The 13,847-nt window shown below is 71.5% G+C and carries 11 protein-coding genes; 3 read left to right on the forward strand and 8 right to left on the reverse strand.

The features are described 5' to 3' along the window. Positions 1-285: 285 nt before the first annotated feature. Complete coding sequence (locus AB0N02_RS07900) at positions 286-864, forward strand: hypothetical protein (protein ID WP_363943815.1); 579 nt, start codon at positions 286-288, stop codon at positions 862-864. Here the strand turns inward: AB0N02_RS07900 and AB0N02_RS07905 are convergent. From AB0N02_RS07905 to AB0N02_RS07925, 5 genes are all read right to left on the reverse strand, one after another. Next, entirely contained in the window at positions 851-2,215 is a 1,365-nt protein-coding gene (locus AB0N02_RS07905) for a polysaccharide biosynthesis tyrosine autokinase (RefSeq protein WP_363943817.1), read from the reverse strand. The genes AB0N02_RS07900 and AB0N02_RS07905 overlap by 14 nt on opposite strands. Before the next feature lie 4 nt (positions 2,216-2,219). Further along, the gene (locus tag AB0N02_RS07910) at positions 2,220-3,260 is read right to left on the reverse strand and encodes an MraY family glycosyltransferase (protein WP_363943819.1); all 1,041 of its coding nucleotides are present in this window, start codon (positions 3,258-3,260) and stop codon (positions 2,220-2,222) included. After that, positions 3,257-4,255, reverse strand: a complete 999-nt coding sequence (locus AB0N02_RS07915; RefSeq protein WP_363943820.1) for an NAD-dependent epimerase/dehydratase family protein — start codon at positions 4,253-4,255, stop codon at positions 3,257-3,259. The genes AB0N02_RS07910 and AB0N02_RS07915 overlap by 4 nt, the downstream gene beginning before the upstream one ends. Positions 4,256-4,320: 65 nt before the next feature. Further along, on the reverse strand, positions 4,321-5,292 hold the full coding sequence (locus AB0N02_RS07920) for an NAD-dependent epimerase/dehydratase family protein (RefSeq protein WP_363943822.1): 972 nt from the start codon (positions 5,290-5,292) through the stop codon (positions 4,321-4,323). Then, a complete protein-coding gene (locus AB0N02_RS07925; protein WP_363943824.1) occupies positions 5,289-6,452 on the reverse strand; it encodes a glycosyltransferase in 1,164 nt (387 codons plus the stop codon). Before AB0N02_RS07925 ends, AB0N02_RS07920 begins: the two co-directional genes overlap by 4 nt. Before the next feature lie 535 nt (positions 6,453-6,987). Between AB0N02_RS07925 and AB0N02_RS07930 the strand changes: the two genes are divergently transcribed. Beyond that, positions 6,988-8,238 carry a hypothetical protein gene (locus tag AB0N02_RS07930; protein WP_363943826.1) on the forward strand — a complete coding sequence of 417 codons (1,251 nt, stop codon included), beginning with the start codon at positions 6,988-6,990 and terminating at the stop codon, positions 8,236-8,238. 97 nt (positions 8,239-8,335) lie between these two features. After that, positions 8,336-9,172, forward strand: coding sequence for a class I SAM-dependent methyltransferase (locus AB0N02_RS07935; RefSeq protein ID WP_363944225.1), 837 nt, complete (start codon positions 8,336-8,338; stop codon positions 9,170-9,172). Here the strand turns inward: AB0N02_RS07935 and AB0N02_RS07940 are convergent. The 3 genes from AB0N02_RS07940 to AB0N02_RS07950 are packed head-to-tail and all read right to left on the reverse strand — an operon-like array spanning position 9,071 to position 13,559. Further along, the gene (locus AB0N02_RS07940) at positions 9,071-10,540 is read right to left on the reverse strand and encodes a polysaccharide biosynthesis C-terminal domain-containing protein (protein WP_363943827.1); all 1,470 of its coding nucleotides are present in this window, start codon (positions 10,538-10,540) and stop codon (positions 9,071-9,073) included. The genes AB0N02_RS07935 and AB0N02_RS07940 overlap by 102 nt on opposite strands. Further along, the gene (asnB, locus tag AB0N02_RS07945) at positions 10,519-12,417 is read right to left on the reverse strand and encodes an asparagine synthase (glutamine-hydrolyzing) (protein ID WP_363943828.1); all 1,899 of its coding nucleotides are present in this window, start codon (positions 12,415-12,417) and stop codon (positions 10,519-10,521) included. Before asnB ends, AB0N02_RS07940 begins: the two co-directional genes overlap by 22 nt. Before the next feature lie 5 nt (positions 12,418-12,422). Next, positions 12,423-13,559 (reverse strand): glycosyltransferase, encoded by a 1,137-nt coding sequence (locus AB0N02_RS07950; protein WP_363943830.1) that lies wholly within the window; start codon positions 13,557-13,559, stop codon positions 12,423-12,425. Between the last annotated feature and the right edge of the window lie 288 nt (positions 13,560-13,847).

Consider the following 13,847-nt stretch of genomic DNA (forward strand, 5'->3'; position numbering starts at 1 on the left):
ACGCCGCGCCGCCGTCCTCGCCACCTGGGCGGACCGTCCCCGGTGGAGGCTGCGCGGACGAGGCACGCGGACGAGGCACGCGGGCGAGGCGCGGCAGGAAAACGTAAAGCCCGGCGTGCCGTGGGCGGCGGCCGGGGCCGGGCGATCTACCGTCGCGCTCGCCGGTGTGCGGCGGGTCTCCCGCCCCGGCGGGCACGCTCCCGCGCCGCCGGGAAGCGGGAGACAAGGCCGGAGACAAGGCCGGAGACCGGAGAGACCGAGGAGAACCGAGGAGAGAGGTGAGCGATGCCGACTTCGGAGGACGACGCCGGTTTCCACATCCTGTTCGTGTGCACCGGCAACCTCTGCCGCTCTCCGCTGGCCGAACGGCTGGCCGCGGCGGCGCTCGGACGGTATCCCGCGTTCCGGGTGAGCAGCGCGGGCACCCGCGCGGAACCGGGAAGACAGATGGCCGAACACACGCGGCGGGTCCTGGTCCGTCTCGGCGGAGACCCCGAGGGGTTCGTCTCCAGGCCGCTGACCACGGAACTCGTCGCCGCCGCCGACCTCGTGCTGACCGCGACCACCGGTCACCGGGCCGAGTCGGTGGCCGGGCACCTGCCGGCCGCGGGGCGGGCCTTCACCGTCGCCGAGTTCGGCGCGCTCGCCCGGGCCGTACCGCCCGAGGCGGTCGTCGGCCACGACGACCCCGTACGGCGCGCCCGCGCCCTGCTCGACGAGGTGCGGGCGCTGCGAGGGCTGGTCAGGGTGGAGCGGCCCGACATCCCCGACCCCTACGGACGTTCCCGGTGGGCCCACCGGAGGGCGGGACGGACGATCGAGTTCTCGCTGGCCGTCCCGCTCCGGTTGCTCACGCGTTCGTGAGCACCTTGACCTGGGGTTCGTAGCCGTAGTCGTAGCCGTAGCGCCGGCTGTTCCTGGACGGGGTGAAGTTCAGCACGCTCCCCACCACGCGGCCGTTGACCGACGAGAGCGTCTCCACCGCGCGGGCCAGGTGCTCGCGCCGGGTCCTGCCGTACCGCGCGACCAGCAGCGTGCCGTCGGTGATCGCCGCGAGCGTCGCGGCGTCGGTGACGGGCAGCAGGGGCGGCGCGTCGATGATCACCATGTCGTACGTCTCCGTGAGACTGCCGAGCACCTGGCGCATTCCCTGGGAGCCGAGCAGCTCGCTCGGGTTCGGCGGGATCCGGCCGCTGGGCAGGATCGACAGGTTCGGCTCGTGCCAGGTCTGGATGACGTCCCGCAGCCGGGCCTTGTCGATCAGCACGTCCGTCAGGCCGACCGCCCCCTCGATCCCGAGGTAGCCGGGGATGCTCGGGCGGCGGAGGTCGCCGTCCACCAGGACCACCCGCCAGCCGGCCTGCGCCAGCGTGATCGCCAGGTTCGCCGAGGTGGAGGACTTGCCCTCGGCGGGCAGGCAGCTGCTGATCACGAGGGAGCGCGGCTGCCGGTCGACGCCGATGAACTGCAGGTTGGTGCGGAGCGAGCGGAACGCCTCGGAGCGGGAGGACCTGCCCCGCTCCCGGACGATCAGGGGGTGGCGCCGCGCGTCCCGCTCGTAGTCGATGATTCCGAGCACCGAGCTCTGCGACGCCCGCTGCAGTGCCTCGCTCGTCTTGATGGTCGTGTCCAGGCGGTCGCGCAGGACGAGCGAGCCGACGGCGACGAACAGCGCGATCGCGACGGCGAGCGCGATGTTGACCAGCGGCCGGGGGCTGACCGGCGCCACGGGCGTCTCCGCCCCGTCGACGATCGTCACCTTGACGGTGGCCCGGCTGTTCGGGGTCGGCCGTTCGATCTGGTCGATCAGCCGGGTGAACGTGTCCCCCAGTGAGTTGGCCAGCTGCGCGGCGCGCGAGGGATCGGTGTCGGTGACCGTGGCCCGCAGCAGCACGGTCTCGGGGACCGCCTCCGCGGTGATGTTCCGCTGGAGACGCTCGACGTCCTCGGCGCCGGTGATCTGGCTGACGACCCTGCGGCTGGTCAGCAGGTTGGCGTAGGACTTCACCCGCTGCGCCGACAACATCCCCGCCTGGTAGGCGGTGGACAGGCTGCCCTCCCTGTCCTGGCCCGAGACCAGCATGGAGATCGTCGAGACGTACTTGGGCGGCGTGTTGGCGGTGACGACGAGTGCCGCGGTCACCGCGATGACCAGCGCCAGCAGGATGAGCAGCCAGTTCCTGCACGCGAGCCGTATGTAGGAGAGCACGTCCACCGATCTATCGCCGCCTTTCGTGGATGATGGTCGGAGGGTTCCCGGGCTGGGCCTGCGGGCGGGCTCGCACGCGCTGCGGCAGGTCGATGAGGATGAGCGCCGGTCCGGCGGCGGCGATCGTCGCGATGAGCGGCGAGACCCAGCCCAGCGCCACGGTCAGGCCGAGCGCGCCGGCGACGGCCGCGGCCGCGGCGAGCAGGGCGGCGGTCAGCCTCGTGCCGAGGCCGAGGTCGCACAATCGGTGGGAGACGTGGTCCCTGCCGCCCCGCAGCAGTGGCCGACCGGCCCTCTTGCGCGACAGGAGCACGACCCCGGTGTCGACGGTCGCCACGAAGGTCGGCAGCAGCAGGCCCGAGACCACGGTGGTCGTGTCCCGGCCGGTGATCAGCAGGGCGGCCGTGCAGGAGAGGACGAACCCGATGAACAGTGACCCGGCGTCCCCCATGAACACCTTCGCCGGTGCCCAGTTGAACAGCAGGAAACCCACGCTCGCGTGGGCCAGGGTCAGCAGGAGCAGGCCGGCGACCGGCTGGCCGTACACGAAGGCCGTGCCCGCCAGGAAGGCTGCGGTGACCGCCGTGACGGACCCGAGGGCGCCGTCCATGTTGTCGAGCAGGTTGAACGAGTTGGTGACCACGACGATCCACAGGAGGGTGAGCGGAGCGTCCAGCCACGTTCCGGTCACCGACGCCTGGACCCCGCTCAGCACGACCCCGCACGCGGCCACCGCCTCGACGGCCAGGCGGGTCAGCGGGGACAGCGGGGCGAGGTCGTCGACCAGGCCCAGCAGACAGACCGCGACGGCGGCGATGACGATGGCGGTGACCTGGTCGTCGACCAGGCCCAGGAGCCCGAGCGGAGGGGCGACGGTGCCGAGCATGATCGCGACGCCGCCCAGGTAGGGGATGGGGCGCGCGTGTGCCTTGTAGCCGCCCGGCCGGTCGGTGAAGCCCCAGCGCAGCGCGAGGCGCCCGAGCTCCCTGGTGGCCCCGGCGCTCAGCAGGCAGCCGGCCGCTCCCGCGATGAGGACGGTGGCGCCGTTCACCGCTGCGACGCCGCCAGATCGGCGCGGGCCTCGGCGACGGTCTCGGTGAGGATGTCGTGGAGCGAGAGCCTCGGCACCCATCCGGTGAGCTCGCGCAGCTTCGTGGTGTCGGGCACCCTGCGCGTCATGTCCTCGAACCCCCGCTCGTAGGCGTCGGCGTAGGAGATGAGGTCGATTCCCGAGGTGGTGCCGGTGAGCTCGATGATCTGCTTGGCGAGATCCAGGATGCTCACCTCGTGATTGGAGCCCACGTTGAAGGTCTGGCCGATCGCGTCGGGGTGGTCGAGGAGCCGCAACAGCGCGTCGATCACGTCCCTGACGTGGGCGAAGCACCGGGTCTGCATGCCGTCGCCGAAGACGGTGAGCGGGGTGCCGTCGAGCGCCTGCCGGATGAGACGGGGGATGACCATGCCGTAGGCCGGGCTCTGGCGCGGTCCCACCGTGTTGAAGAGCCTGACGACGATCGTCGGCAGGCCGCGCTCCTTGTGGTAGGCGTTGGCCAGGATCTCGTCGACGGCCTTGGCCGTGCTGTAGGCCCACCTGACCACCGCGGGGCTGCCCAGGATGCGGTCGGAGGACTCGGTGAGCGGCCCGCCCGAGTTCTTGCCGTAGATCTCGCTCGTGCTGGTCAGGAGGATCTTCCGCCGGTAGCGGTGCGCCGCCTCGATGACGATCTCCGAGCCGCGGATGTTCGTCGTCAGGGAGCGCAGCGGCTGCTCGACGATCAGCTTGACCCCGACGGCGGCCGCCAGATGGACGACCACGTCGCACTGGTGGACCAGCTCGTCGACCATGAGCTCGTCGAGGACGGAGCCCTGGACGACGCGCAGGCGGGGGTCGGTCGCCGACCGGTGCAGGTTGGCCGCGCGTCCGGTCGACAGGTTGTCCAGGACCACCACCGAGTCACCGCGCGCGAGCAGCGCGTCGGTCAGGTGGGATCCGACGAAACCACTTCCCCCTGTTATCAGGTAGGTATTTGCTGTTGAGGTGCTCACCGAACTTCTCCCGATTCATGTGCGGTAGGTGGGGCTGGGTACTTGCGGATGGCGAGGACGCGGCGTCAGACGCGCGCGCCCGGTCCCTGCTCGTGGCCGGGACGTGACTCCACGGCCTTCTCGAACCACGTCACGGTCATGCGGAGCCCCTCGTCCAGGGACAGGGGGCGGACACCGGGGAACAACTCGGCGAGCAGGTGAGGAGAGGCCTGGGACTCCCGGATGTCGCCCCTGCGCGGCGGCAGGAAGGCCGCCTCGATCGGCCTGCCGAGGACCGCGGCGAGGGCGTCCTTCAGGGAGAGCAGGGAGACGCGGGTGCCGAAGGCGAGGTTCACCGGTTTGCGGCTCGTCACCCGCCGCACGGCCGCGTCGACCAGGACGCCGGTCACCGAGCCGACGTAGGTGAAGTCGCGCGACTGCCTGCCGTCGCCGTGGATCGGCACCGGCAGTCCCCGGGTGGCCGCGGACACGAACATCGGGATGACGGCCGCGTAGGCGTGGTCGGCGCCCTGCAGCGGGCCGTAGACGTTGAAGAAGCGGAACGGCAGGACCGGCAGGCCGTAGCTCTCCGCGTACGCCAGGGCGTAGGCCTCGGTGGCGAGCTTGCTGGCGCCGTACGGGCTGAGCGGACGGGTGGGCAGGTCCTCGTGCTTGTGCGGCTCCGGGCAGTCGCCGTACACCGAGGAGGAGGACGCGAGGATCAGGTGCGGCACGGTCCTGCGGCAGGCCTCCAGGACGTGCAGGGTGCCCGTGGCGTTGACGGTGTGGGAGGCCAGCGGGTCGGCCAGGGAGCGGGGCACGGAGGGCAGCGCGGCGAGGTGGACCACGTGGGTGGCGTCGGCCACCAGCTCCGCCAGGAGGTCCCGCTCCAGGATGCTGCCCTTCACGACGTTCACCCCGAGGCCGTCGAGGTTGTGCGGATCCCCGCTGCTCATGTCGTCCAGCACCGTGACGCTCTCGGTCTCGGGCCTGTTCGTGAGCGCCTGGCAGAGGTTGGCGCCGATGAATCCGGCGCCGCCGGTGACGAGGATTCTCATCGGGGTGTTCCTTCCGGGATCGGGCCGCGCCGCGCGCCGCGCGCCGCGCCGGACAGTGACCGGTAGAGGGACTCGGTGTCCGCGACGAGGCGTTCGACGCCGAACGAGGTGGTCGTCCAGTCGAGGGCCGACTCGCCCATCCGGCGCGCGAACGCCGGGTCGGACAGCAGCCGCACGGTGTGCGCGGCCAGTTCCCCGACGTCGGGCGCGGAGAGCAGCCCGGTGTGGCCGTCCCTGACGATCTCGGCGACGCTTCCCACCCGGGTGGAGACGACCGGGGTCCCGGCCATCCCCGCCTCGATGAGCGTCAGGGGCGTGCCCTCGTTGTCGGAGGTCAGCAGGACCACGTCGGCCGCGGCGTAGACCGTCTCCACGTCCCTCCTCCACCCCAGCAGGTGGAAGGAGTCGCGGACGGGCTCGATGCTCCGCTCGACCTCCCCGGACAGCTCGCCGCCGCCGCAGACGACGAAGTGGCATCCCGGTATGCGCCGCAGTACGGCGCTCGCGACCGACAGGAAGCGGTCGGGGCGCTTGATCCGGGTGAGGCGTCCCACGTACGCCACGATGGGCGCGTCCATCGGAAGCCCCAGAGCGGCGCGGGCCGCCGCGCGGTCGGGGACCGGGCCCAGCCGGACGCCCGGCGGGATCACGGTGTACTGCCCGGGACGGCCGATCCCGGCCGCGAGCAGGTCGTCGCGGACCCTGGAGCCGACGGTCACCAGGCGGTCGGACATGGTGGCCAGGAGTCGCTCCGCCCGCACGTAGAGATAGCGCTTGGGCGGTGAGAAGTATCCGTACAGGAGATGGCCGTGGAAGACGTGTGCCCTGGCCGAGCCGACGCCCGCCAGCCGGACCGCGGTGCGGCCGAGGGCGCCCGCCTTCGCCGTCTGGGTGTGGACGACGTGCGGGCGGAACTCACGCATGACGCCGACCAGGTGCTTCAGGGCCCGCAGGTCGTCGGTGGGCCTGACCGCCCGGCCGAGGCCGGGGACACGGTGGATCGGCACGTCGGCGTCTCGCAGCCGCAGATGGTCACCCTCCCCGGAGTCGACGTCCCCGGTGTAGAGCCGGTGGTCGAACTCCTCGCGGTTCAGTCGCTCGTACACCTCCAGGACCTGGTTGGCCGGGCCGCCGACATTCATGCGTGCGATGATTTCCATGACACGAATCCGTCTATCCGGCTTCATTGCTGGCTCCTCAGTGATGGGCCTGGTCACCTCGGAGAAGCTAGCTGGCCGTTTGACCTGTTCGCCGTCACCGTCACGGTGGCGGCGAAATGTTTTCCCGCTCCCTACCTACGCATGATCGAGCCGTTCCGCTCGGCGCGCGCACCCGCCCGGATACGGTCGTGGTCCCGACAAACCGCGATACCTCGTCGCCGCCGGATCGGCGTTTCATGGGATTGACGAATGATTGGCGGATGAACCGCCGGGTTCGGGTATTTCGCTGGTTTATCGGTGACATGTGACGGCCGTCGGCCTTTGCGGAGGCGGCCGGACCGCCGCCGGGCGGGAGGGGAGCGGAAAGAATCCGTATGCGCCGGTAATCGGCAGGCCATGGGCGGCCGCACGGAACGATCTCCCGCGCTCCCGGCGCTAGCGTCGCCGTTGCGAAATCGCCTGCCGGTGATCCGGTGAACCGGGCCGGGCGCCGGTCCCCGGGGCGTGATGAGAGAGCGGCTGAAGGTGACTGCCAGTGGAATATCTCGTCGTTGTCGTCGCCGCGATGGTGCTCGTCCTCGTCGTTCACGCGAGCCTGGAGACGAGGGTCGCCCGGCGGGTGCTCGTGGTGCTGCTCGCCGCGTTCGCCGTCCGCCTGGTCGTCCACGTCCTGGTGCTGCGGGGCGCCATGATCGGGTACGGCGGGGACAACCTCGGCTACGAGGCCAGGGCCATCGAGGTCGTCGGATACTGGCGGCACGCCGGGATCCAGTACGTCACCTCCGAGCAACTCGGCACCGTCTACGGCGCGAGCCTGCCCTGTAACGTCTTCGCGCTCGTCATCTACCTGTGCGGCGGGCCGGCGCCCCTGGCCTGCACGGCCGTGATCGCCCTCCTCGCCTGTGCGCTCTGCGTGGTCATGTACAGGTTCGCCAGGCTCGTCGGCGCCGATGAGGACGCGGCGGTCCGGCTGCTGCACATCACCGCGTTCATGCCCGGGTTCCTGCTGCACACCTCCGACACCTTCAAGGACGGCTTCAACGCCCTCCTGGTCGTCGGCTGCCTCGGCCTGGCCGCCTCCAGCGCGCGGCGTTTCTCCGTCGGCAAGCTGCTCGTGCTCGGGGTCATGCTCTGGGCCCTGTGGTACGTGCGCCCGTACATGGTCTTCATGTGCGCGGTGCCGATGATCATCGGCATCGTCAACCCCAGGCGCGTCTTCTCCGTGCGCGGCCTCCTCATCCTCGCCGCGCTGCTGGCCTCCGTCTCGACGTTCGCCGGAGGTGGTGAGGAGACGGCCGCCGGAAGCATTCAGGAACAGCTGGAGCAGGGCCAGTCCGGGATGGTCATCAGGTCCAACAACGACGGCGGCTCGGGCGTCGTCTTCGACGACGGCGGAAACCCGTGGAACGCGCTCGGCAGCAAGCTCCTGTACACCCTGCTTTCCCCGTTCCCGTGGACCGGGGGAAGCATGGCCCTGCAACTCGGCAAGGTCGACGTGCTCGTCTGGTACTACCTTCTCTGGAGCGCCGTCCGCGGCACCCGGAGACTCTGGGCCACCGACCGGGTGATGCTGGGCGCCCTCGTGCTGTTCATCGTCCCCAGCGCGGTCGCCTACGCGACCACCATGGCCAACATTGGGCTGATCTTTCGCCAGCGCATGCCGATCGTCATGATTACCAGCCTGCTGGCGGCAGTAGCCTGGAACAGAATTCCACAGGAAAGCCGGGAGCCTGAGAATTCGCCTCCGGAAGGACGGCCGGTCCCGCTTTCCGCCGTGAACGAATGAGGCTCCCGGTCCAGGACTTCCATTCACACCTTCTGTCCTGCGCGGGACGCCTTGCCATCTTTCGTGCATTCTCCAGAATCGGAGTCAAGCCGTGACGATGAGTCGGATGGAGACGGTCTCCCGTGATCGCTTCGCCTTCGGCGACAACTGGCTTAAATTCATTGAACTCATGGACGACCGGCGGATCGACCAGGCCGTCTCCTCCCTGAGGGAGGCGCTCGGCGTCGCCGACCTGGCCGGCCGTACGTTCCTCGACATCGGCTGCGGCAGCGGCCTGTTCTCGCTCGCGGCCCTCCGCCTGGGCGCGAGGGTCCACTCGTTCGACTACGACCCCGACTCGGTCGCCGCGTGCGGAAGGCTCAGGGAGAGGTACGCCGGGGACCGGCAGGGCGAGTGGACGGTGGAGCAGGGGTCGATCCTCGACGACGCCTACGTCCAGGCGCTGGGCACCTTCGACGTCGTCTACTCGTGGGGGGTCCTGCACCACACCGGTGAGATGTGGCGCGCGATCGCGAACGCCTCGGTCCTGGCCGCCCCCGGCGGGACGCTGTTCATCTCCATCTACAACGACCAGGGCGCGGCCAGCCGCCTGTGGTGGAAGGTGAAGCGACGCTACGTCCAGGGCGGGCCGCTGACCAGGCGCGCGCTCGTCATGGCCGGTGAGGCGTACTTCGGCGCCCGGAACACCGGGGGGAGGCTGGTGAAGGCGGCGTGCGGGATCGGCGGGCCGCGGGGCGACCGCCTCCCCCCGAGGGGGATGTCGCTCCGGCACGACCTGGTCGACTGGATCGGCGGCTTCCCGTTCGAGGTCGCCACGCCCGAGCGGATCTTCTCATTCCTCAGGGAACGCGGCTTCGCGCTGAGCTTCCTGAAGACCTGCGGGGGCGGCATCGGCTGCAACGAGTACGTGTTCACCGCGCCCCCGCGCGCCTGAGGAGACCTCGCCGGTCCGGGCCCGGCCGGTCACGGCCCCGCCGTCCCCGGCGCGGCCCGCCGGCCGGAGCACCCGGCCCGCTCCGGGCAGCAGCGAGAGCAGCGAGAACAGCGAACGCAGATCCTCGGCCCGGGGCAGCAGCGCCCGCGTCCCGATCCCGGCCGTCCGCGCGAACCACAGGACCTCGGCCGCCGCCAGCGCCGCGTAGCTCAGGCTGGACGACGTGGCCGCCCCCGAGGCGCCCCAGCGAGGGATCAGCACCGCGTTCAGCGCGAGGTTCAGGAGGAGGGCGCCGGCGGGGAGGGCGGTCATGCTCATCGGGCGGCCGAGCCGTACGAGGTACTGCTCGGCCGGCCGGATCAGCGCCAGCGCGACCGCCCCGGGGGCCAGCAGCAGCAGCGGCCTGATGCTGCCGGTGTAGGCGGTGCCGTACAGGAGCGGGATCAGCACGGGCGACGCGACCGCCAGCGCGGCGGTGACGGCCGACGACAGCAGCAGGCTGAAGCGGATCGCGCGGGCGGTCGCCTCCTGGGCGGCCTCCTCGTCCCCGGCGGCCTGGCGCCCCATGACGACCTGCGCTATCGCGTCCGTCGGCACCCACGCCAGGGCCATGAACGCCCCGGCGGCGGCGTACAGGCCCACCTCGGCCGTTGAGACGAAGATCTTCAGCAGGAACGTGTCCGCGGTCAGCAGCAGGTGCTGGGCCACCAGTCCGATGTGGTAGCGCCCGGACAGGGAGAGCTGCCCGCGGGCGAGCGCCACGTCACCCCGCAGCGCGGCGGGGCCGAGCGACCACGCGAACAGCACGAGCGGCGCCGTCGTCGAGGCCGCCCAGCAGACGACGGCCGAGGAGACGGTCAGGTGCCCGGTGACGGCCATGGTCAGCACGGGCAGCGACAGCACCAGGGCGGACAGGACGACCCCCTGGCTGGCCAGGCCGGTGCGCGACTGCAGTGACAGGATCCCGGTGAGGTTGATCGCCGCCACCCCGAACGGTACGGCCAGCAGCGCCGTCCCCAGCGCGCCCGGCGCCGTTCCGGGGGCGAACAGCGTCGTGCCCACGAAGGTGAGCAGGGCGGAGACGCCGCCGGTGAGCAGCCCGAGGATCAGCCCGTTGCCGGTCAGGGCGCGGTGCCGGGAGGTGTCCTGCCAGAGCGCGATCTGCGACTTCGTCACCGACAGGTGGCCTGCGACGATCGAGATCGTCGCGGTGGCCACGATCATCGCGTACAGGCCCCGCCCCTCCGGCTGCAGGGTGCGCGCGATGAGGACGGTCGTCACGGCGGCCAGCCCCAGCCGCAGCCCGTTGCCGACCGTCGCCTGAAGGACCCTGGCGGCGGTCAGGTTCATGGCAGGGGCGCGGGGCACGCGGCCGCCGCCACGGTGGCGCCGCCGGCGACCGCGTGCGCCCTGTGCCAGAGCTCGAACTGCAGCAGCGTCCACAGCCGGCCGCTGTGGTCGGCGCCCTCGATGTGCCGTCTGAGCAGGCCGCGGACCGCGGCCGGCCGGAACACGCCCCTGTTCCTGGCGGTGTCGTCGGTGAGCACGTCGTGGGCCAGCTCCCGCAGCTCGCCGCGGAGCCACGAGGCCAGCGGCACGCCGAACCCCTGCTTGGGGTAGCGCAGCAGCTCCGCCGGCAGCCAGGGGGCGACCGCCCGCTTCAGCAGCAGCTTGGTCTGGCCGCGGCGGAGGTTCAGCGCCGTGGGAAGGCCGGCCGCCCACTCCATCAGGTGGTGGTCGAGGAAGGGGGAGCGGGCCTCCAGGGAGTTGGCCATCGTGCTGATGTCGACCTTCACCAGCAGGTCGCCCGGCAGGTAGGTGACGGTGTCGACGTCCATGATGCGGCCGAGGTGGGTGTCGGCCGTCGAGCTCTCGAAGACCGTCTCCAGCAGCGCGTAGCTGTCCACCTCCGCCAGCCGTTCACGGAAGGAGTCGGTGTAGACCTCGAGCTTCTGCTCCTGCGTGAAGCAGGACATCAGGTCGGGGTAGCGCCGTGCCGGTCGCTCCGCGGCGAACCGCAGCAGCCTGCCGAGCCGCCGGGGCACCGACCCCGAGTCGTTCCGCTCGGTCAGCAGGGTGCCGATCCGGGCGGACAGGGCCGCCAGGGCGGGGGGCAGGGCCGGGATCCGGCCGGCCAGGTTCATCAGCGCGTAGCGCTGGTAGCCGCCGAAGCACTCGTCGCCGCCGTCGCCGTTGAGCGCGACGGTGACGTGGCCGCGGCTCAGCTTCGCCACGTAGAAGCTGGGGACCGCGGAGGAGTCGGCGAACGGCTCGTCGAAGTGCCAGGCGAGCCGGGGCAGGATGTCCAGCAGGTTGGTCGTCACGACGAGCTCGTGATGGTCGGTGCCGTACCGTTCGGCGACCATCCGCGCCTTGTGCCGCTCGTCGTAGCGGCTCTCCTCGAAGCCTATGCAGAACGTCTTGACCTGCTCGCGGCTCTGCATGGCCATGGCGGCCACGACCGCGGAGGAGTCGATCCCGCCCGACAGGAACGCCCCGATGGGCCGCTCGCTCACCATGCGGATCCGGGTCGACTCCAGCAGCAGTTCGCGCAGCCTCTCCTCCTCCTGCCGCTCGTCGGTCACCTTGCGCGGGGTGCGGTCCAGCTCCCAGTAGCGGCGCACCTCGATCCGGCCCCGCTCCCAGACGAGCAGGTGGCCGGGGGGAAGCTTGTGCACGTCCTGGTAGATCGACCACGGCGCCGGGACGTACTGGTAGCTCAGGTAGTGGTGCAGGGCGACCGGGTCGAGCTCGCGGTGCATCCCGGGGTCCCGCGTCAGGGATTTCAGCTCGGAGGCGAACCAGATGGAGGTGTGGTCGGCGCGCCAGTAGAGCGGTTTCTTGCCCACCCGGTCCCTGGCCAGCACCAGCCGCTGCCGGTCGCGGTCCCAGACGGCGAAGGCGAACATCCCGCGCAGCCGCTGGACCATGTCGGCGCCGTGCTCCTCGTAGAGGTGGACGAGGCAGTCGGAGTCGCCGGCCGCGCGCAGCCGGTGCCCCCGCAGCGCCAGGTCCCGCCGGAGCTCGGCGAAGTTGTAGATCTCCCCGTTGAAGACGGCGACGATCCGCTCGTCCTCGTTGTAGACGGGCTGGTCGCCCGTGGCCACGTCGATGATCGCCAGCCGGCGCATGCCGAGCGCGGCGTGCTCGTCGTCGTGGAAACCGTCACCGTCCGGGCCGCGGTGCGCGATGACGTCGCACATGCGCCGGACGAGCGCCGGATCGGGGTGCAGCGTCGACACCATTCCGGCTATCCCGCACATCTGGTCTCCAGGAGTCGTCGGTACAGAGCGATGTGCTCTTCGACCATGAGGGTCACATCGAGGTTCTTGGCGGCCCAGGCGCGGGCGGCGGATCCCAGGTGGGCGCCGAGCTCCGGGTCGCCGAGCAGGCGCAGGAGCGCGTCGGCCAGCGCCTCCGGGTCCGCGGCGGGGACGAGGAGACCCCGCTCGTCGAGCAGCTCGGGGGTGCCGCCGACCGCGGTGGCGACGATCGGCCTGCCCGCGGCCATCGCCTCCATGACGGAGTTGCTCAGGCCCTCGGAGAGCGAGGGGAGGACGACCACGTCGGCCCGGGCCAGCAGGCCCCGGACGTCGGTGACGCATCCGGCGAAGCGGACGTCGAGGCCGAGGGCCGCCGCCCGCGCGGTCAGCGGGCCGCGCTCCGGCCCCTCACCGGCCAGGACGAGCGTGCACGGGCGGCCCCGCCGGGAGAGCGAGGCGGCGGCCTCCAGCAGGAAGCGGTGTCCCTTGACCGGGTTGAGGTTGGCCACGCAGACGACCACGGGCAGGCGCGTCTCGATCGGCTCGGGCTCGATCGGCTCGAACGCCGTCCCCGGCAGGCCGTTGTAGATCACGCTCAGCTTGTCCGCCGGCATCCCCTCCAGCGTGCGGGCGTCCTGCGCGACGGCGACCGCGTTGGCCACGACGTGGTCGGTGAGGCGGGTCACGGCCCGCTCCACGGCGAAGACCCACCGCCGCTCCCGCTTGAAGTAGCTCAGGCTGCGCCGGCCGGCCACGACGACCGGGACCCGCGCCAGCCGGGCGGCGACGGCGCCCAGGACGTAGTCGACGTAGAGGAACGCGTGCAGCACCTGCGGCCTCAGCCGTCGCAGCAGACGGACCAGGCGGACGCCCGCCCGGAGGTTGTGGACGAGCACCCGAGGCGACGGCGACGGGACGAGCCCGATCTCGTGAATCCCGACCCCCGCCGCGCGCAGGGCCGCCGCGTGCGGCCCGCCCCCGCAGGTCAGGACCACGTGCGTCTCGACGCCCCTCGCGCGCAGCCCGCGCGCCAGCAGGGACAGCTGCGCCTCCGCGCCGCCCCTGCCCAGCTGGTTGATGACGAGCACGACGCGCCGGAGCGTCGTCCGCTCTTCCACCGCCATGGCCGCACCCCCTCTCGGCGATCACTTTAGGTGATTGCCATCTAACCAAGGGTGTTGACGCGCCTTCGAGGTCAAGGGCGGGGCCGGGCGTGTCGCGCGGTCCCGGCGGGGAGCGGCGGGAGTCGGCAGGAGTGGGGAGGAGCGGGGAGGGGGGCGGGCGAGGGTGAGAAGACCGGGCGGGGAAGGCCGGGGAAGGCCGGGAAGTCCGTCTTGGTCAAGGTCGGGCCATCGGCCAGTGGCAGCCCCCGGTCCCGGGGAAAGGACGGGCAAAACATCGCGGAACGTGAT

The organism is Streptosporangium sp. NPDC051022 (genome assembly GCF_040683035.1).
Lineage (GTDB): Bacteria > Actinomycetota > Actinomycetes > Streptosporangiales > Streptosporangiaceae > Streptosporangium.